We start from the raw sequence: 20,392 nt of genomic DNA, 5'->3' as shown, positions 1-20,392 counted from the left end.
CATGAACAAGAGGCGATCCAGTTTCTAGTACCAGCCTACAGAGTTTGAATGACCTAAAGCGCCACAGGGAGTACCATAGCGGCCTGCAATATAGCCTAGGCCCCACTTGATTTGAGTCGAGGGATTTGTTCGCCAGTCCTCACCGGCTGAGGCCATTTTTGACCCAGGCAGGGACTGCGGAATCCCATAGGCACCTGAGGAAGAATTTTCTGCATAGGGATTCCAATGCGATTCACGATCCCACAGGACAACAAGGCATTGGAATTGTGAATCGTCCCAGCCGCGCGCGTTTACCTGCGCTTGTGCGAGGGTACGAGGATCTTCACCTGAATACGTCAGCGGCACACCTGCAGCCATTGCTGCGGCAACTGTTTCCGGTGAAGCTTTATCGCCGATCAGGTCTTTTATTTCCTGTTTCGTTGAAATTGTTCCAAGTTTTGCCCGGTAACGTACAGAGCGGCGACCGTCTGTTTCAGTCCCCTCTTCTAAAGAGGCTTTCGGATCAATTCCTGCGGCGACAAGGGCTTGTGGTGTTACCTCTTTAGTACCTTTAAGTACGACTTCTTCGGTTGGTTCCGTTAAGGTTTTTTCACCGAGTACTGCGACATGGCTTTGACGTCCATCGATCGTTTCACGCCATACGCGCTGTTCATAGACACCATTAACTCCGGCTGTTTCAACCACTTGTTCCCCAGCGAAAAGGGTATCCGTTTCTTTTTCGACAACGGTGAAAGGAACTTCGTGATTTCGAGTGATTTCACCGCGTTCTACACGTTCTACTCGAATAAAAATATCGTTTTTCTCTGAGGCCACACGGACCCTATCATTCGGCGCTAAAGCAACACCGGACGCTGCAAGGATTGAGCGTGCATCTACACCCGGTTGTGCAATAACTGTTGTTACTGAACTATCCAAGCGAACCTGCACAGGACGACGACTAGAAACTAACGGTATGAGTGTAGGACGGGTATATGAACGATCTGCGGCGATTGATACGCTGGTTCCTTGAGCACTACTTTCAGCTAGCAGGTATTCAGCGCTACTTGCAGTACTCCACACAGTTCGTTCACGCCCATCAATATTTAAGGTGTATGGGTGCGAGGTACGGACCACGACAGCATCATTATTTTTCAGGCTTTGAGTAAGAGCTGGCTGCACAAGATCACGCTCCGCAAGTTCTACACCGGCAGCAGCAAGGACCCCAGCAGTTGTCGGCTGCCAGGTAGTGACCGGCATAGTGACACCATCTACTTCAAGGGTGACTTCTGTGCGTGCGAAAGCGATGTTAAGGCAAGCAGTTCCTATTACAGCAGTAGCAGCCGCAATTGCAGCCAGACGAATAGTACGTGCGCCATATTGGATACGCGAGGACAACATGAAAAGATGAGGAAACCTTTGTTTAATGTGTTCTATTTCATCCACAATAAATTGTCTCCTCAATAGCGGGTTTCCTTGACTTCTCACAAAGGAACATATCGATCCTAATATGGATGCCCCACAGAATTCAACAGATCAAGGGTGACCCTTCTCATGGGCATAAATACACACAGCACACGGACACCTCTCCCATTTACTTCACGCATCGCCTCACGCGCGGTATCACACAGCGTTATCCCACACGCCATACACATCGCACGAATTACGCATAAGCTGCTCACAGGTTTCGCTTTCTGAGGCCTCCCACAAATCCGCGATATAGCGAACCGTATGTGGCATCACATACGAAGCATTAGGGCTTCCTCGATGAGGAACCGGAGTTAAATACGGAGCATCAGTTTCCACAAGCACACGATTACGCGGCAACGCTTTCAATGCCTTACGTAAATCCTCATTCGCCGGATATGTTAATGGCCCAGCAAATGAGGCATACCAACCATTTTCTGCTAATACCTGCGCCATAGACGCATCACCTGAAAAACAATGGAAAACAATGGGCTGCCCCGCATGAGCACAACGACGTAAAAGACTCAGCGTATCCGCATGAGCATCACGATCATGAATTTGTAAAGGCAAAGACAGAGCGTGCGCTATTTCCACATGAGCTTCAAATGATCGCACCTGCGCTTCGCGTCCCTCCTGCGCAGTGCGAAAATAGTCCAAACCCGTTTCCCCTACAGCAACCACCATAGGATCACGGGCATAGTTTTCAATCTGAGATAAAGCATCATCCAAGGCAATGTGATGTTCTTTTATTTCCGGCTGTAACCCATCAGGCGAGGCCTGCGCGTATCCTCCGTGTAATGCCGCCTCATTTGGGTGAATTGCCACTGCTACACGCACACTCGGATAAGTACGTGCTAAGCGAAAAGCAGGTTCACATTCAGGAAGTTCACATGCACTCGTAATCTGATGAGTGACCCCCACAGCACGTGCCCTCATGATCTGTTCCTCCACACTGATACGCACCCCGTCAGCTCGTGGAATCTGTAATTCATGTACCGGCAAATGCGTGTGATTATCCATAACAGGTCCTGCCAATGGCAATGGAGTATCAGGCCAGGTACGAGTTTTCTTTTTTCCCACATTTCCTCCGTACACATTGACAGGTATGAGACAGCAGTTTTTATTCACCGTATAGTCAACGTATGTGAGCTGTCATTTTCTCATCGTCATTCGATACGCACAGGCAAGATAACACATTCATAACCAAGCAGAACATCTGAAAATTGATGCTCCCTTTCCTCAGCTCATGCTTTACCCTAGGGATTGCATGTAATCTGCGTTCCCGTAACTTTGATTGAAAGACAGACCGCACTTATGGCAGCGACACTACACGAATCACCCGCACACCCGTGGAGTAAGCACTGGCCCCATGTGCGCGACTTATACCTTCATGCTTTTCCTCCCAAGGAACGCCTCTCTTTAATTTATTTGCTACTGTCGTCTTTGCGGCCATCATGCTCATTTTCTACATGGACTTACGATGAAAAATTTGCAGGATTGACTTATCGTATTATTCGCAAAGATGTGGTTTTCCTCTTGTTTTTAGCCGTACACCCGGAGGCACGCTCCCACGGGATCGGATCACGTATCCTCAAAAAAATCAGCGAAATCCCCACCGCCACAGTCACTGTTTTACAAGTAGAACCATGCGATGAGGAAGCACCTAATGCCGATCAACGCCGTAAACGCTGGGATTTTTACATCCGTAACAGTTTTCGACCCGCCCCTTTACTTTCTGATGAGGCCGGACAAACCTACGCCACAATGATCCGTGGACGCGACATTACTGCCGTAGAGTTTTACCGAATTCTCAAAGGATTCATGCCTCCATTTCGACCGGTAAAAGTGCGCGAAATACCCACTGACAAAAGCCCTACCCAGACGCGCTCCCCTGAAGCGTAACCTCGCAACCAAGCATCTGCACCCACCACATCCTCAAACGCTTAACGGCCCCGCAGAACAAGTCCACAGGGCCGCTCACATAGTAGCGTCAGCATGTAGGTAACAGGCTACGCTGGATCACTCCCATTCGATTGTTGCAGGAGGTTTCGACGTCACATCAAGTACTACGCGATTCACGTCAGCAACAGAATTTGTGATACGCGTCGAAATACGAGCAAGCACGTCATATGGCAGTCGCGTCCAATCCGCTGTCATTGCGTCCTCCGAGGACACTGGACGCAACACAATTGGATGACCATAGGTACGCCCGTCCCCTTGCACACCTACTGAGCGCACATCAGCCAATAAAACCACAGGGCACTGCCAAATCTGCTCATCCAAACCAGCAGCCGTTAATTCTTCACGCACAATCGCATCAGCTGCACGCAAAATATCTAAACGCTCACGTGTCACTTCACCGACAATACGGATCCCTAAACCTGGTCCAGGGAAAGGCTGACGAGCAACTAAATACTCTGGCAATCCCAGTTCACGACCTACAGCACGCACCTCGTCCTTAAATAAAGTACGCAAAGGCTCAACCAGTTCAAAAGTCATATCGTCAGGTAAGCCACCCACATTGTGATGGCTCTTAATATTGGCAGCTCCTTCACCACCTCCAGACTCAACCACGTCAGGATACAGGGTGCCTTGAACTAAGAACTTCACTTCACCACCCTCAGCGCCGATTTCTTCAATCACACGCTTCTGGGCAGCCTCAAAACTCCGGATAAATTCACGGCCAATAATCTTCCGTTTCGTTTCGGGGTCGCTCACTCCCGCCAAGGCATCAAGGAAGCGGGCAGATTCATCACATGTCACGACTTTAATGCCCATGCCACGCGCATAATCGCCTTCAACTTGCTCACGTTCTCCGTGACGCAGCAAACCGTGGTCAATAAAGAAACACGTCAGCTGGTCCCCTACTGCTCGGTGAACTAAAGCGGCCGCAACCGACGAATCCACACCGCCTGATAAAGCACAAATAACCTGCGCGTCACCCACTTGCTGACGAATCGCAGCAACTTGCTCATCAATAATTGAACCTGCAGTCCACGAAGGTTCAAGTCCAGCACCCTCATATAGGAAATTCTTCAGCGCGTCTTGCCCGAAAGCTGAATGTCCTACTTCTGGGTGCCATTGCAAACCGTATAAACGACGTTGCGGATCTTCAAAAGCCGCCACAGGTGTTTGCAAGGTCGAAGCCGTAATTTGGAAGCCTTCTGGCGCTTCCTGAACAGCATCTCCGTGACTCATCCACACCACTTGATCCATAGGGGTCCCAGAAAATAAACACGAATCCCGAGAAATCTGAGCATCCGTATGACCGTATTCGCGTGTACCTGTCCGCCCTACGCGCCCGCCCAGAGCCGCAGCCATTGTTTGAAAACCGTAGCAAATTCCAAGGACCGGCACACCGGCATCAAAAATAGCTGAATCAATACTGGGCGCGCCGTCTTCATACACAGATGACGGCCCACCGGACAAAATAATGGCTGCAGGATTTTTTTCTAACATATCCTGCACAGGCATCGTATGCGGCACGATTTCTGAATAAACCGAGGCTTCGCGTACACGACGTGCAATCAGTTGAGCATACTGAGCACCAAAGTCAACAACAAGAACGGGACGAAGGGTATTTTGTTGAGTCACATCCCCCATGCTACCTGCCCGTCAGGCTATATCGCCTCAAACAGCCGCTAAGAGAGAAATATCGCGCCAACACCTAGGCTGGTAACCTCACGCCCGCAGTGTTTACCTGCTGTTCCCGCAAGCCCCTATTCTTCAGTGCGCGAAATGCCGTGTCCCTGTGAAGTACATGGTGATGCCAGCCTGCGTAGCCGCGTCAATTGATTCCTGATCTCGCACAGAACCGCCTGGCTGAACTACAGCTTTCACGCCCGCATCAATCAGGGTTTGTAAACCGTCAGCGAATGGGAAGAAAGCATCCGAAGCCGCAACCGCCCCTTCACTGCGTTTCAGTGGGGAATGATCCAAGAGGTCGTCTGCACGCGCCCCACCGGCACTAGCCACCTGATCGGTTCCGTGAGCTGCAGCATCCCCGGTTGAGCGTGAACTTAAAGTATTGGCTCGTTCCACAGCGAGCTTACATGAGTCCACACGGTTAACCTGCCCCATACCTACGCCAACAGAGGCACCATCTTTCGCAAGTAAAATAGCGTTTGAACGGACAGAGCGCACACAACGCCACGCAAATACGAGGTCACGCAGAGTCTGCGAATCAGCCGGTTGGCCTGCCACACATTCCCAATGCGCAGGGTCATCCCCTGCCTCGGTTACATCGTCTTGACGTTGAACAAGCAAACCACCACTGATTTGCTTAAATTCATATCCGCCACGCACTGGAGGTTTCACAGCAAGTACGCGGAGGTTCTTTTTAGTTTTGAGGATTTCTAAGGCCTGCGCTTCGTAAGCCGGAGCAATCACGACCTCAGTGAAAATCGGAACGATTTGCCGAGCCGTTTCCGCATCAATCATGCGATTTGCTGCGATAACGCCTCCGAAAGCTGAAACGGGATCACATGCGTGGGCTTGACGATGAGCAGCGGCAATAGTATCAGCGATAGCGATACCGCACGGATTTGCGTGTTTGATGATGGCAACGCATGGTTCCTCATGGTCATATGCTGCGCGTAAAGCCGCGTCACCATCTGTGTAGTTGTTATACGACATCGGTTTACCGTTCAGTTGCACCGCATGGGCGATGCCTTCATAGGGTTCAGCTTGTTCTGCAGTAAACTCTCCGTTCTTTTGTGCTGCTTCTTCGGCGGAGCGAGCACTGTAAACAGCTGCTTTTTGATGTGGATTTTCACCATAACGTAAGGTTTGAATGAGGGTGAAAGTATCTGAGAGCTGCCTTGGGAATTCAGCAGTATCACCGTTTTCATTCACTTGTTCACTAAACCATTGGGCAACAGCCGTGTCGTACAGTGCGGTGTGTTTGAAAGCTGCTGCTGCCATTGCGCGGCGTTGGAGCAAAGTGAATCCATTGCTTTGTGCAGCTCGTACAAGAGCATCGTATTGGGCGGGTGAGGTTACTACTGCAACTGACGGGTAGTTTTTTGCTGCGGCACGCACCATTGAGGGGCCACCGATATCAATTTGTTCGACACATTCATCAGGTAAAGCCCCGCTGCTCACAGTATCTGAGAAGGGATACAAGTTGCAGACTACCGCATCAAATGGTGCGATATGTAGCTCATCAAGTTGTTGGCGATGATCGGCTTTACGCTGGTCAGCAAGGATGCCTGCATGTATTTTCGGGTGGAGGGTTTTCACTCGCCCTTCTAATATTTCCGGAAAGCCCGTCACGTTATCCACAGGGGTTACTGGAATTCCCGCATCCGCTATCCGAGCAGCGGTAGAGCCAGTCGATACGATTTCTACGCCAGCTTCATGCAGGTGTGCAGCAAGGCTTTCCAGCCCTGTTTTGTCGTAGACAGAGATCAGTACGCGAGTGATAGGGCGAAAGTCGATTGATTCCAGATGATCGAGACGAACGGACACGATATCCTCCATGGTTTATCTAGCCCAGGCGCCCAGGCGGGCGACGCCTCGAAGGGCAGTGCGACTACTCCCCGGTGGTGAACCACCCTCGCCAGTTGCAGCCTCTTGCATTTAGCAGTCTAGTACCCTTTATGCTCCTAGGGGTGATATCGCAGTTTTCTGGTCGCTCTGCCTGTTGTCTGCCAGTTATACGTGGAGGCGACATCCTTATTTTCAGTTTTTTCGCATAAAAGAGGTGATGCTGCGGGCAGGTTAGGAGTCTTCAGTTTTTATTTCAGTGGATGAGCTATTTTCCACACGAGGATCATCACCGGGACGCGATTGAGATACTTCCTGTGGGCCCGGCTCAGATACTTCACTATTTTCAGTGACACCTGCTGGCTTTCCCTGTTGTTTTTGCATATGTGAGGCTTCAGTAAGGGCAGGTTTGCTGTGTTTTTCTTGCTCTGTGCTGTCCTTTTCGTCCTCTGAATTTTCTTTCGCTGATTCATGCGTATTTTCCGTAAAGTCTGCGCTAGGCTCCTCAGGGTTCACCTCAGCAGAATCTAGTGGGTCTACTAAAGCGGCTTCCGCAAGAACAGAGGTATCCCGAGCGTCCCGGTATTCTGCTCGCATGCGCTGGCACTGTGTACGTGCCCATCCCACAGTGGCAGGGTGAGCGATCAGAACGCACACAGTGATCGCCCCGCACATTGCGAGGACCAATAAGCTGGGTGCGCGCCATATGTCCGGCCCGAGGATACTCATGCGTTCAGACCCAATATGCATACGAGAAGCTCCGGCAACACCCACACTGAGAAGCCACAGGGTCACACTCATCGTGAGGAGGCTTCCGGCCTGTGCCCGTATAGAAGGTTCACACGCACGCATACGCACATAGATTCCGTATGCGCATCCGGCGGCAATAAGGAAAACAATGACCCACGCGCCCGTTGTTTGCGCAGGAAGCGCACCTAAAAGAGGGACAACCGGTATTGGAGCTACCGGTGTTGATGTTGGAGAATGAAGGGCGTCTGCCCCCACATAAAAACCTGCACCGGTCAGCCATGACACAGCCCAGACGATAGCTGTCGGCATGAACATGAGCTGAGCCATGACCGTCATCACTGTGTCATAAGTTGAAGAAATAAAGAAAAGCTCGTGTATGTGAACGATCCGATCCCATGCCGCCCATACTGCACAAATGAGCGACATAAAGCCTACGCCCGCTGCCCCAAGAGCTGCAAGAACACCCAAACGCAACCCGTGTTTTACCCAATCGGGAATCCGTATCTGCACGTGTTTATTGACACTCGAACTCAGGAGAGACCATATTACAGCGATTATGGGGAGGATGAGGCTGCCCACAATAGTCGTATGCCATTGCAGGTGATCTGAGGTTCCCGCAGCGAGCGCACATGATGTGAGAGCAAAACCAATCACAGCCCACCATTGTGAAATTGCAGGAAAACGGCGGCTTGATATCAGAAAAGCTCTGAGGAATAGCAGCACGATAAGGCAGATCAGTGTGGGGATCACACGAATGTGGGTGCCACTCATGTTCAGCGTCCCGCCCAGGACGAGCCCCCATAGGTCGCCTCCTGTAGCGAAAGCATCCGACCAGGTTGCAGATTTCAGCCACGGATTCGCAGCGATACTCCAGTAGGTTGCCATCACCATCACTATGACAAGCCCCCAGCTGACAAGTGCTGCTTGCACACCTGAAAGCATTGCTCGCGCCCAGCCGTCGGGCAGACGGATGTGAATGACTGGGCGCGCTTGGGCTTCAATAGTTTTTGTTTCGCTCATCAGGTCAATACTGCCTTGGACGTGGGTCAGCCACCTACCGGAAGCGCCGATAGATGGCTGATTACTTCTGTGAGGAAGCTCGAAATATTTAGCTGAGGGCTTGTAATGCTTCACGAGCGAGAAGAGCTGTTTGTGATGGGGTCCTCCCGACTCGTACACCGACAGCTTCAAGAGCTTGGGCTTTGGCTGCTGCTGTTCCGGAAGAACCTGACACGATGGCTCCTGCATGTCCCATTGTTTTACCTTCAGGTGCAGTAAAGCCAGCGACATATGCGACCACAGGTTTTGTCATGTTTTCGCTGATCCATGCGGCAGCGCGTTCTTCTGCGTCGCCTCCGATTTCACCGATCATGACCACTATATCTGTGTCAGGGTCAGCTTCAAAAGCAGCGAGCGCATCAATATGTGTTGTTCCAATTACCGGATCACCGCCGATTCCTAGGCATGTGGTAAAGCCGATGTCTCGCAGCTCAAACATCATTTGATAGGTTAGTGTGCCGGATTTGGATACGAGTCCAATGCGCCCTGGTCCGGTGATATCGGCCGGGGTGATACCGACGTTGGATTGTCCGGGGCTGATAATTCCTGGGCAGTTTGGACCAATCAGACGTACACCTTTGTTCAGTGCGTGGTTCACACATGCTGTGGAATCAGCAACGGGAATGCCTTCTGTAATCATGACCAGAGTGCCAATTCCTGCATCAATTGCTTCATATGCAGCGTCTTTGGCGTAGGCAGGTGGAACGAATATGACAGATACATCCGCTCCTGTGGCTGCCATGGCTTCTGCAACTGTCCCGTACACGGGTACTTCGTGCGGGCCGTCGTGTACTTGGTCAGCGCATGGGCCGTAACCTTCAACTGTGAAAGTAACTGTTGTTCCTGCTTTACGTGGGTTCACACCTGCCACTATGTGGGTACCTGCATTGAGCATACGAGCGGTATGTTTCATACCTTCTGATCCCGTCATTCCTTGGACGATTACGCGGGAGTCAGCGTGGAGGAAAATCGACATCGGTGTTCCTTTCAGCTTTTAGTTCTGGGATGCGGCGAGTTCGGCGGCAAGGCGAGCAGCGCCGTCCATGGTGTCAGCCATGTGGACGAGGGGATGATGGGCGGCTTCGAGGATTGCGCGTCCTTCGAGGACACGGTTCCCGTCCAAACGCACAACGATGGGTTTTGTGGCCGCGTTTCCTAGGGTGTCAAGTGCGCCAATAATGCCTTGAGCTACTTGATCGCATGCGGTGATTCCACCGAAAACGTTGACAAAAACTGCGCGAACTTGATCGTCACCAAGGATGACATCTAAACCTTGGGCCATGACTTGGGCTGAAGCGCCACCGCCGATATCTAAGAAGTTTGCTGGCCGCATACCGAGGTCTTTTCCGGCCATTGCGACGACATCTAGTGTTGACATGACCAGGCCTGCACCATTTCCGATAATGCCGACTTGTCCTTCGAGGCGCACGTAGTTCAGGCCGGCTTCTTTTGCTTGTGCTTCACGGGGGTCTTCAGTGCGCGTATCAACAAGCTGAGCGTGGTCCAGATGACGGAAAGCAGCGTTATCGTCAAGGGTTACTTTTCCGTCAATGGCGAGGATATTTCCTTGAGCGCTCAGAACCAGGGGGTTTACTTCAACGAGTGTGGCATCTTCATCTCGGTAGGTTTCCCACAGTTTTACGAGGACAGGGGCAACTTTTCCCGCGGTTTCGTCAGCGAAACCAGCGTCTGAGAGAATTTTCAGTGCAACGTCATGGGTAATGCCTAAGAGCGGATCGAGTCCTTGACGGATCAGAGCGTGTGGACGCTCGGCCGCTAAGGTTTCAATGTCCATGCCGCCTTCACGTGAACACATCGCAAGGTGTTGACGTCCTGCCCGGTCAAGGAGAATGGAGAAATAGTATTCTTCAGCGATATCAGCGCCGCAGGCTATAAGGACTGTATGTACGGTGTGGCCTTTAATGTCCATACCGAGGATCGCTTCAGCTTTTTCTTTCGCTTCGTGTGCGGTGCGCGCAAGTTTCACACCGCCAGCTTTGCCGCGTCCACCAGTTTTCACTTGCGCTTTGACGACCACAAGGTCTGTGTGCGTCAGTAAAGTCTGTGCTGCGTCATAGGCTTCTTCTGGTGTGGTTGCAACAATGCCCGGTAAGGTTGGCACGTCGTGACGTGTAAATATGTCTCGTGCTTGGTATTCGTAGAGGTCCACCTTGTGTCCCTTCAGGTTGTGGCGTAAGGGGAGGATGTTAAACATATCGCTCAACATCGAGACGTTCTTCTTAAGAGTAACGCGATCTGGGCCATTCGTCCCGTTTTTGGTTCATTTTAAGAAAAGTCTTTTCATATTTTCTGCATCGGAGCCATTCGGACAAGTAAACGTTTTTCTGTCCCAGCAAAATCAACCCGCGCAATAGCCCGAGGGCCTTGCCCTTCAACACCTATGACTGTGCCTATCCCAAGGGTCGTATGACGGACTCGATCCCCTGCTGAAAGTTCCAATGATGGCGCACCTGCGCTAGGAACAGAAGCAGTTGAGGTGTCGCTTGCCGTTGCAGAAGTAATCTGTGACATTCCCATACGTTGTACTGTGCGCATACGCGGGGCCACTGTAAAAGATGCCTTATATGACGAGTACCCGGCACCTAAGATATGACCTTCATCTTCCTGAGATGCAGATGAGGAATATCGCTGAGATCCTACTTCTTTGCCGTAACGAATTTTTTCCATTGAGCTACGCGCACGTCTGAATTCAAGTAATTCCGTTGGTATATCGCTCAGGAACATTGAGGGGGGCATTTCTTGCGGTGCTCCCCACGAGGTGCGAACTGCCGCACGAGTCAGATAGAGACGTTCCCGCGCACGTGTGATAGCAACATATGCTAAACGGCGTTCTTCAGCCAGCTCGGATGTGTCAGAGAAGGAACGCTGATGCGGGAAAGTGCCATCTTCCATACCGGTGACAAATACTGTGGGAAATTCTAGGCCTTTTGCTGTGTGTACTGTCATTAATGTGACTTCCCCGTGGGTTCCGTCTTGGGAAGGCACTTGATCTGAGTCAGCAACTAAAGCCACTCTTTCTAAGAAATCCACAAGGAAACTTTCCGGGTGGGCAGAAGAAAAGTCTTGAGCAACTGAATGAAGTTCTGCAAGGTTTTCTATTCGTGAGGCATCTTGCACATCTTCACTTTCCCGTAACTGTTTAATATATCCGGTTGTGTCAAGAATATTTTCAAGAATGTGAGCACTCATTCCTCCGCGGCTATCACAGGTGCGGCATACTTCGATGAGGCCCCAGAGTCGTGCCACTGATTGAGCAGCACGAGGCGTTAAACCGGTAACTTCCGGTATGTGTTCTTCTTCAGTGTGACGCTCCGCAGCAGAATATTCGCGCGGCTTTGTCCCGTGTTCTGATTTTTCAGATTGAGCAAAAGGCTGGATCTGCGTTCCTGTTTCGTCGCATAGTCCTTCACCTTCACCTAACGGCCGCCCGCATGAAAGCCACACATGGCGAAGTGCTTGTCCAAATGAAATGCCATAACGGTCAGCATGTGCGCTCAGTGCGGCTTCTGCTTTTGCGCCCAATCCGCGACGAGGAACATTCAGGATACGGCGTATTGCTACAGCGTCGTCAGGATTTGAGACGACGTGCATATACGCTAAAGCGTCTTTAATTTCTTTACGCTCATAAAAGCGTGTACCCCCCACTATTCGATAGGGAATACTTTGCCTGACTAATAATTCTTCAAATGCGCGCGACTGTGAGTTAGTCCGATAGAAAATAGCAATATCACCCCATTTCGCGCCTTGATCGGCAAGACGATCAATTTCCGAAATCACAAAACGTGCTTCATCACGATCAGAATCTGCCACATCCACAACAATCGGTTCCCCATCGCCACTGGCGGTCCATAGTTTCTTTGGAAAACGCCCGTGGTTTTGAGAAATCACAGCATTTGCTGCTGAAAGAATATTTTGGGTGGAACGGTAATTTTGTTCCAACATGATTGTTCGCGCACCAGAAAAATCGCGTTCAAATTCCTCAATATTACGAATAGTTGCGCCACGAAAAGCATAAATCGACTGGTCAGAATCACCCACCACAGTAAGTTCAGCAGGCATATGACCAGCGTCTTCTGTCCCAACGAGTTCCCGCACAAGCACGTACTGCGCATGATTTGTGTCTTGATACTCGTCAACGAGGATATGCCGGAAACGCCGATGATAGTACTGAGCAATCTGTGGACGCGAACGCAGAAGTTGGACGGCACGCATAATCAGATCATCAAAATCAACAGCATGGGCTTGTGCCAGTCGCTTCTGATACTCCGCATATGCAGGTGCCACAATACGTGAAATGGGATCATGTAATGCCTGTTCAGCATATTTTTCAGGCGTAATCAGCTCATTCTTCAGATCACTGATACGTGCTGAAATCAGCTTTGGGCTGTACCGTTTCACATCCACTTCAGCGTCTTTTAACACCATCTGTATGAGGCGCTGACAATCCTGCGCATCATAAATGGTAAATGTGCTCCTCAACCCCGCAGCCTCATAGTTATCCCGCAATATTCGTACACATGCAGAATGGAATGTGGACACCCACATACCTGCAAAACCGCGTCCCACCAGCGCTGATACGCGTTCACGCATTTCAGCAGCCGCTTTATTTGTGAAAGTGATCGCCAGAATCTGTCCGGGTGTCGCTTGCCCTGTCGCTAGCGCGTAGGCAATCCGATGAGTTAAGACACGTGTTTTACCAGAACCTGCACCTGCCATAATCAGTAGAGGTGAGCCATGATGTGTTACTGCTTCACGCTGCTGTTCGTTCAGACCAATAAGAAGCCGTTCTGCCTGCTCACTGTCCTCATGCGCATGCCAAGAGTAGGTATCTGAAGAAATACCCTGCCGAGGCTGTTCAAAGGAAGTGTAGTGTTCTTCCCCCAGTACAAGAAGATCAGCATGTGACTCCTGATTTTCACCTGAAGTCAGATACGGTTTCGTAATATGCCCATTTTTTGCTTCGAGAGAGCTTACAGGGACATACTCAGAACCAAGGTCCGGTAGTGCAGTGAAGTTACGTTCCATCATTAATTACTTTAACGACACATACCCACATCTGCGGTACATATGTGTCGCGCTTTCTTGTCAGCAGTTTCTCTTTCCATATACGATCTGAGCCTCGCACAGTAAGTGGAGCGGTAGCGCCTTGAGTGTGCTATGCCTCAATCACAGGTCAAGGCCAGTGGCTGTTAGGTACTCAAGTCGCCTACCGGGAAGGAGCAGACGAACGTCCTTCCATGCATCTACCCCACATATTCACCAGATCACGTAGGTCAAAGCGCACCTAAGGTATCGTCGTACAGAAATTCCCAGCTACCAAGTAACATGCCTGCGTTTAACGCTTTTGGTACAGCCTCTTTGTCGCATACACAGGCTCATTCGTCACTTGAATACCTAACGAACGGAAAATTCCTTCATCAACAGGACCTAAAATCGTTGACGTGTGAACATCACACCCACGTAAAGCAGCAAGCTGTTCCAATGCTCGACGGGCATTTTCGTCACCATTTGCGGACACCGCTAAAGCAATCAGCACCTCATCAGTATGCAAACGAGGATTTTGAGAACCCAAATGCGCAGTCTTTAACGTCTGAATCGGCTCAATTGATTCAGGAGCCAGTAATTTCACCTCATCATCAATCCCTGCCAGTAATTTCAACGTATTCAAAAGCATCGCTGAACATGCACCAAGCAGTTCACTGGTTTTACCTGTCACAATGCGCCCATCTGCCAATTCAAGAGCAGCAGCTGGCCCATTCGTTTCCTCAGCAACACGTAAAGCCGGCAGCACCACAGGACGATCAGTAGGTTCAATACCTAAAGAAGTCATCAACAGAGCAATACGCTCTGATTGAACAGGGTCTACTTCGTCACGACGTTCCTGAACTAAAGCCTTGTAATAGCGGCGGATGACTTCTTGCCGTGATGCCTGACAACACACCTCATCATCACTGATACAGTGCCCCGCCATATTCACACCCATATCGGTTGGCGACTGGTAGGGTGATTCACCGAGGATTTGTTCAAATAAACGTGACAATACAGGGAAAATCTCCACATCACGGTTGTAGTTCACGGTTTGCACACCATGAGCTGCCAGATGGAAAGGATCAATCATATTCACGTCATCAAGATCTGCTGTCGCCGCTTCATAGGCAACATTAACAGGGTGATCTAAAGGCAGATTCCAGATCGGGAATGTCTCAAATTTGGCGTATCCTGAACGAATACCGCGTTTATGGTCGTGATACATCTGCGACAAACAGGTTGCCATTTTACCTGAGCCGGGGCCTGGTGCTGTAATCACCACAAGGTCACGGCTGGTTTCAATATATTCATTACGACCGTATCCTTCATCTGACACGATTTTTGCCACATCACGCGGATATCCAGCAATCGTGTAATGCCGATACACAGGTAGGCCGAGTTTTTCTACCTTATTTTTGAAAGCCTGCGCTTGATGGTTGTCATCATTCCAGCGTGTCACCACAACTGAACCAACATGAAGCCCGTAGGAACGGAAGGCATCCACATGACGCAGCACGTCGTCTTCATAGGGAATACCCAGATCAGCGCGCACCTTGTGACGCGAAAAATCTTCCGCATTCACCACGACAACGATTTCTACTTCATCAGCTAGTTCAGCAAGCATGACGATTTTGTTATCAGGGGTAAAACCCGGCAGCACACGTGAAGCGTGCATATCATCTACCAGTTTCCCACCGAATTCTAAGTAGAGTTTCCCACCGAATTGTGCTCGCCTCTGTGCAATATGTTGAGATTGCATTTCGAGGTATTTTTGGCGGTCGAATCCGATCTTCTGCACGTGTCACTCTCCAAAAAGCTAGCGGCAGGTGTCCCGATCGCCGTCCGGTGACCCTCGCGCCCGCCTTACCGATTCTAGCGGCAGCAACGGTAAGCGCATAGTTGAGGCACCACAAAGCAGAAAGTCTCGTTTCAGATCACACTATGTGACGTTGAATAGCCCACCGTGTCAGTTCGTGCCGGTTCGACAACTGGAGTTTACGCAGTACCGCTGAGACATGTGTTTCTACTGTTTTAATAGAAATAAACAGCTCAGAGGCTACTTCCTTGTAGGTATATCCACGCGCAATCAAACGCATCACTTCCTGTTCACGCGCAGATAACATATCCAGTTCTTCATCTGTATAAGCCACAGCACCCGTCCCAAAAGCATCAAGGACAAATCCTGCAAGCCTTGGACTAAAAGCGGCATCTCCTGCTGCTACACGACCAATTGCTTCCACCAGATCAGGAGTAGAAATCGCTTTTGTCACATACCCTCGGGCACCTGCACGGATGACTGACACGACATCCTCTGGGGCATCTGACACTGATAAAGCTAAGAAACGTACTGAGTCAATATCTTGACAGCGTGCAGCAACTTCCGCGCCGCCACCGCCCATTCCTCCCGGCAAATGCACGTCAAGTAAAGCCACATCTGGGCGCAGTTCATGACAGGCCACAATAGCGCTATCAACATCCGTTGCCTCGCCAATAATTTCTAAATCTGCGCCGCAAGACTCAAGTTCAGCACGTACCCCCGCACGTACCATAGGGTGATCGTCAATGACGATCAAACGAATAGTCATCACATGTCCTTTCGTGGCGTATCAGCTATATGCCTATACCTCAGTTTGTTGATTCTGTTCCGCGTGGAACATACATGTGTACTTCAGTTCCGGGATTTAATCGGCGTATGGAAGCTTGCCCACCTGCCCGTTCCATACGCCCAAAGATTGATCCTTTCACTCCGTGCCTGTCAGCAGCGATCTCGTCGAGATTAAAACCTGGACCTGCGTCTTTTACATACACATCAACACGTGTCGGTGTTGTTTCAGCGTAAACAGAAATAGGAGCAGCACCATGACGAACCGCATTATGTGTTGCTTCACTGCAGGCGGCAATTAATGCAAGTTCTGCTGGCCCCGGCTGCACGTCACCAACAGTAACGACTTCCACGGGCACACCGTGCAGTGATTCAATATGACCGACAGTTTCTTTAAGAGCTTGTGCGAAAGAATCTGCCACTTCCGTTCGCCCTGTGTACAGCCATGAACGTAATTCACGTTCCTGTGTAAGAGCAAGGGCGCGCACACGTTGAGGGTCTTGAGCTGCTCCTCGTATGAGAGTTAGAGTTTGCAAAACTGAATCATGCAAGTGCGCAGCTATATCTGCGCGTTCAGCATCACGTACCTGTTGTTCACGTGTTACCTGCCCATCACGATGTGCACGAAGGACCAGAGGCATCAAAGCCAAAGCAACACCAACAATAGAGATCAAAATAACCGAGGCTACTCGTAGTGTGTGCAGCAGTGATTCATGGCCGAAAATAAAGAACAACAGTCCTACGCTAAAGAGCGTTGCACCGACAATGATTACCATGATATTCAGTGGAGCATACAAGCGTTGCGCAGAATCGACACGGCTCCAAATGAGAAGTAAACCGAAAACACTCAGGAAAATACCTGAGGCTACCTGCCAACTTACGCTTCGGTTTCCCATAAAGAGAATGAGCAGAAAAGCCACTCCGATAAGGCCAATCCCCGCAAAGACAAGCTGATTACGCGCAGTCGAAACTCGCCGGTCAATCCCAACAGAAGCCAGACGCTCAGCAATCCGTTCCCCACGATGTGTGGATATCTCTGGCACATCCAGTGGAACCATGAGCCATAACCACACATACAGTAAAGCCCCTGCTCCACCACCCATGATGCTGGCAATAATGAAAATAATTCGCGTAGCTTTCACTGATATGCCGAGGTGAATGGACAAGCCTGAGCAAATACCCGCTGCCCAGGGGGTTGGCATATCTGCACTTCGAGCAGTCGCACGACGTAAAGGGGGATGCTCTGTTGTATGGCGTGGAGGCATAGTCTTTTCCCCCAGCATGAAAGTATCACGGAAAGCTTGAGGTTCCCTCATATGAGGTGTGCCAGTTGGATCGTATGAGTAGTCGTAGCGCCGGTAGTTTTGCGCAGGTTTTTGTGGGTGAACTGACTCATCAGACGAACGATATGGCAAAGAAGCAAAAGAAGGAACTGAAGTATCGTGTTCCACCTGTGTGTACGGAAAGCCCTTGCCCATTGGCGCTCCCGCACCATACCCAGCTTGTTCGTTCAGGCATGTGTGAGGGTTCGTTTGTTCATCCACACATATATTTTCCCATCAATGCGCCTTCATATGCACCTGCTCACGGTACGATCAGGGGCAGATCAGGGGAACCCCCAATATTTTTTTGTTCTTTTTTCAGGCACAGTAGATGCTATGAATACACAGGAATCTTCATTTGGACCTTCTGATCCTCACAATTGGAGAACTCACGGTGGCCCTCCACCTGCTTCAGCCCCTCAGCCAGATTCTGACCCTTACAATTCTCATTCTTTTTTCCGTTCACTGCGTTCGTCAGGATTTTACCGTACCGACTCACGTTTCATTGGTGGCGTTTGTGGGGCAATCGCACAAAAAATTGGATGGGACCCTGCTCTCATCCGCGGCTTGACACTGATCTTTGTTTTTTTCATGCCACTTATCTTGGCTCTCTACGGGCTTGCCTGGGCTTTCCTCCCTGAACAATCTGACGGCCGCATCCACGCTGAAGAACTCATCAAAGGTCGTTTCAATATTGCGCATTTGGGGCAAATTTTCCTTCTATTTATTGCCTTCAGTGGGTCATATTCGATTTCATCGGTCCTTTTCAGTTCCCGTTTTTCTTCCCCTTTCACACTTTTTATTCCTAGCATGTGGGTCTTATGCATCCTGCTGATTATTTTCTTCATTGCACGAAATAAACAGTCAACTTCTCCGGGACACACCTCCTCCCACTACGGCGTACCTGCATACGCGCCCCCTACACCTCAAGCAAACGCTCCTAGCTCATCACATACTCAGCCTCACGGACCCGGCGTGTTGCCGCATGAAAACCTAGGACCCAGCCGCAGCCCACAGGTAACAGAACCAACCTCATCAGCAGGCTCTATGGGATACCCTCCCGCTGGAACAACATCTTTTGCTCCTCCATCTGCGACTACTCCCCCCACCTCCTCATGGCAAACATCTGCGCACACATATGCTTCACCTTACGCGCCCCCGACAATGGCCGGCACGCCTACACCGGTTTATGCCACACAACCCATGCGTTCTTTCACGAAAACACGTCGGGTCAGCACCGCTACTAACTTGGCAGTCACCGGAATTATCACGCTCATCATTACTGCGTCTTTTTTCCTCATGCGTTACTTCTGGATACTCAGCCAAGCAAGTACCGGCACCCCAACGCATATAATTTGGCTATGCCAAACAGCTCTGATTGGCGGCGGAATTTCACTGATCTTTGTCGGCCTCGTCATTGCTTTCGCTTCAGTTCGTGATCGCAGCGCCGGATGGCTCGTAGGCTTATCAGTCTTTGGTGTGCTTCTTGCCGTTCCCACATCCTTTGCTGCCCTTCCATTGGCCGCCGGTGTCAATGTGTCATGGCTTGGCTCATGGAGCAACCACACAACTCTCTACAGCTTCAACACAATCGAAAGTACATGGGAAGCTGATGTTGTTCACCTCCCCGTATATGCGGCAAATCTTTCCATAAAATTAGAAGATGCACCGCAAAAAATTCATAAAACTATTACTTTTACTGGATCTAGCGCCTCAAATACAACGGTAACTCTACGTTCAGATCAACCTCTGCAAATCATAGCTTCCGGTGGCATTAACCGATTAAACGTCAATAACGTCACCTTAGATGCCACCAGCACCTCGCTTTTAGACAGCAGTATTGATGAAGAAACCATCTTGCGTACATCAAATTTCACCGAGGAAAATGGAATCACCCTATTCCTCAGCCCAGAGGTGGAAACACTCACACTCAATGGCTTACGCGACGCTTCCTCATCTTCCAAACCGTCGAGTTCTGCCACCCCAGCCCCTCCATCTGGAAGCTAAGAGAGCACCCTCAAAAAGAACGCTCAGCCTGACAAGCTCACATCAGCCATAAAAATACTTGATAACAAGGAAAACACCCTTATGCCTCAGCACACACGCGATAGTGAAACCGAAACTTTGAACACATCAACGCCTGCAGGACAGGAGGAACATTCTCATACCCACACGCAGGATAAAAGCCCCCATAATGCTTCCTCGCTACCATCATCGCTTCTCTTGCAGCCAGAAAACAGTGACACCGCTGAAACCAGCATCCTTGAGGAACATACCCCTACCATTGATAAAGCGCAGGATTCTTCAGACACTGCCGCACCTAAAAACAACGGGAGCGATACACCCGATTCCTTTCGACTACAAGAGTCAGATGCCCCTCAGACTGCTGCGCCGACAACCGAAACGGTTTCTGCGGCCTATCCTCGCTTTGTCACACCACAAGACCTCGCACAACACACAGAAAGCGAAGCACGAGGGATTCGTATAGGCCAGTTTTTGTGGGCTTCCCTCGTCATCATCATTGGTCTGCTACTCATCTTCTGCGCATTCATCGGGTACATTGACGTAGTTTTCGCTTTAATCTGCGCGATTGCTGCGGTGGGCCTGACTCTGATTCTCGCGGCCCTTATCATAGGAACCAGAAAAAAGTAATGAGTGGTTCCGCCCGCTGAGCACATGC

General features: G+C 50.3%; 14 protein-coding genes and 1 riboswitch. Of the genes, 3 read left to right on the top strand and 11 right to left on the bottom strand.

What is annotated here, in order from left to right; genetic code table 11:
• Positions 1-24: 24 nt before the first annotated feature.
• Positions 25-1,422 (bottom strand): ubiquitin-like domain-containing protein, encoded by a 1,398-nt coding sequence (locus LRP54_RS03095; protein ID WP_231204267.1) that lies wholly within the window; start codon positions 1,420-1,422, stop codon positions 25-27.
• 177 nt (positions 1,423-1,599) lie between these two features.
• On the bottom strand, positions 1,600-2,523 hold the full coding sequence (locus LRP54_RS03090; RefSeq protein ID WP_231234924.1) for a TatD family hydrolase: 924 nt from the start codon (positions 2,521-2,523) through the stop codon (positions 1,600-1,602).
• 234 nt (positions 2,524-2,757) lie between these two features.
• Here LRP54_RS03090 and LRP54_RS03085 point away from each other — a divergent pair, with 234 nt between their 5' ends.
• Entirely contained in the window at positions 2,758-3,345 is a 588-nt protein-coding gene (locus LRP54_RS03085; protein WP_231234923.1) for a GNAT family N-acetyltransferase, read from the top strand.
• Positions 3,346-3,462: 117 nt separating this feature from the next.
• Here the strand turns inward: LRP54_RS03085 and guaA are convergent, their stop codons facing one another.
• The 9 genes from guaA to LRP54_RS03040 all read right to left on the bottom strand — a co-directional run bounded on the left by guaA (position 3,463) and on the right by LRP54_RS03040 (position 17,934).
• Positions 3,463-5,037: a glutamine-hydrolyzing GMP synthase gene (gene guaA / locus LRP54_RS03080; RefSeq protein WP_231234922.1), complete on the bottom strand. Its 1,575-nt coding sequence runs from the start codon at positions 5,035-5,037 to the stop codon at positions 3,463-3,465.
• Between the two features lie 132 nt (positions 5,038-5,169).
• Entirely contained in the window at positions 5,170-6,912 is a 1,743-nt protein-coding gene (purH, locus tag LRP54_RS03075) for a bifunctional phosphoribosylaminoimidazolecarboxamide formyltransferase/IMP cyclohydrolase (RefSeq protein WP_231234921.1), read from the bottom strand.
• Between the two features lie 23 nt (positions 6,913-6,935).
• A riboswitch (ZMP/ZTP riboswitch) is annotated at positions 6,936-7,021 on the bottom strand.
• A gap of 143 nt (positions 7,022-7,164) precedes the next feature.
• On the bottom strand, positions 7,165-8,700 hold the full coding sequence (locus LRP54_RS03070; RefSeq protein ID WP_231234920.1) for a cell division protein PerM: 1,536 nt from the start codon (positions 8,698-8,700) through the stop codon (positions 7,165-7,167).
• Positions 8,701-8,788: 88 nt separating this feature from the next.
• Positions 8,789-9,715, bottom strand: coding sequence for a succinate--CoA ligase subunit alpha (gene sucD, locus LRP54_RS03065; RefSeq protein ID WP_231234919.1), 927 nt, complete (start codon positions 9,713-9,715; stop codon positions 8,789-8,791).
• Between the two features lie 18 nt (positions 9,716-9,733).
• Positions 9,734-10,909, bottom strand: coding sequence for an ADP-forming succinate--CoA ligase subunit beta (gene sucC, locus LRP54_RS03060; protein ID WP_231204254.1), 1,176 nt, complete (start codon positions 10,907-10,909; stop codon positions 9,734-9,736).
• 131 nt (positions 10,910-11,040) lie between these two features.
• Entirely contained in the window at positions 11,041-13,788 is a 2,748-nt protein-coding gene (locus LRP54_RS03055; RefSeq protein ID WP_442984586.1) for an ATP-dependent helicase, read from the bottom strand.
• Between the two features lie 307 nt (positions 13,789-14,095).
• The gene (locus LRP54_RS03050; protein WP_231204250.1) at positions 14,096-15,586 is read right to left on the bottom strand and encodes a DUF1846 domain-containing protein; all 1,491 of its coding nucleotides are present in this window, start codon (positions 15,584-15,586) and stop codon (positions 14,096-14,098) included.
• Positions 15,587-15,722: 136 nt separating this feature from the next.
• Positions 15,723-16,373, bottom strand: a complete 651-nt coding sequence (locus LRP54_RS03045) for a LuxR C-terminal-related transcriptional regulator (RefSeq protein ID WP_231204248.1) — start codon at positions 16,371-16,373, stop codon at positions 15,723-15,725.
• 40 nt (positions 16,374-16,413) lie between these two features.
• The gene (locus LRP54_RS03040) at positions 16,414-17,934 is read right to left on the bottom strand and encodes an ATP-binding protein (protein WP_231234918.1); all 1,521 of its coding nucleotides are present in this window, start codon (positions 17,932-17,934) and stop codon (positions 16,414-16,416) included.
• Positions 17,935-18,048: 114 nt separating this feature from the next.
• On the opposite strand from LRP54_RS03040, the gene LRP54_RS03035 reads away from it, so the two are divergent.
• Together LRP54_RS03035 and LRP54_RS03030 are read left to right on the top strand one after the other, a co-directional pair.
• Entirely contained in the window at positions 18,049-19,719 is a 1,671-nt protein-coding gene (locus tag LRP54_RS03035) for a PspC domain-containing protein (protein ID WP_231234917.1), read from the top strand.
• 81 nt (positions 19,720-19,800) lie between these two features.
• Positions 19,801-20,364, top strand: a complete 564-nt coding sequence (locus LRP54_RS03030) for a hypothetical protein (protein ID WP_231234916.1) — start codon at positions 19,801-19,803, stop codon at positions 20,362-20,364.
• Positions 20,365-20,392: the final 28 nt, after the last annotated feature.

This window comes from Schaalia sp. lx-100 (assembly GCF_021083625.1).
GTDB lineage: Bacteria > Actinomycetota > Actinomycetes > Actinomycetales > Actinomycetaceae > Pauljensenia.
The sequence above is the reverse complement of the archived record's forward strand: the minus strand, read 5'-3'. Positions and strand labels throughout refer to the sequence as shown.

Coding starts and splice junctions, on each gene's coding strand:
- LRP54_RS03085 (WP_231234923.1), top strand. CDS start 2,758: ATGGCAGCGACACTACACGAATCACCCGCACACCCGTGGAGTAAGCAC.
- LRP54_RS03070 (WP_231234920.1), bottom strand. CDS start 8,700: ATGAGCGAAACAAAAACTATTGAAGCCCAAGCGCGCCCAGTCATTCAC.
- sucD (WP_231234919.1), bottom strand. CDS start 9,715: ATGTCGATTTTCCTCCACGCTGACTCCCGCGTAATCGTCCAAGGAATG.
- LRP54_RS03055 (WP_442984586.1), bottom strand. CDS start 13,788: ATGATGGAACGTAACTTCACTGCACTACCGGACCTTGGTTCTGAGTAT.
- LRP54_RS03045 (WP_231204248.1), bottom strand. CDS start 16,373: ATGACTATTCGTTTGATCGTCATTGACGATCACCCTATGGTACGTGCG.
- LRP54_RS03035 (WP_231234917.1), top strand. CDS start 18,049: ATGAATACACAGGAATCTTCATTTGGACCTTCTGATCCTCACAATTGG.
- LRP54_RS03030 (WP_231234916.1), top strand. CDS start 19,801: ATGCCTCAGCACACACGCGATAGTGAAACCGAAACTTTGAACACATCA.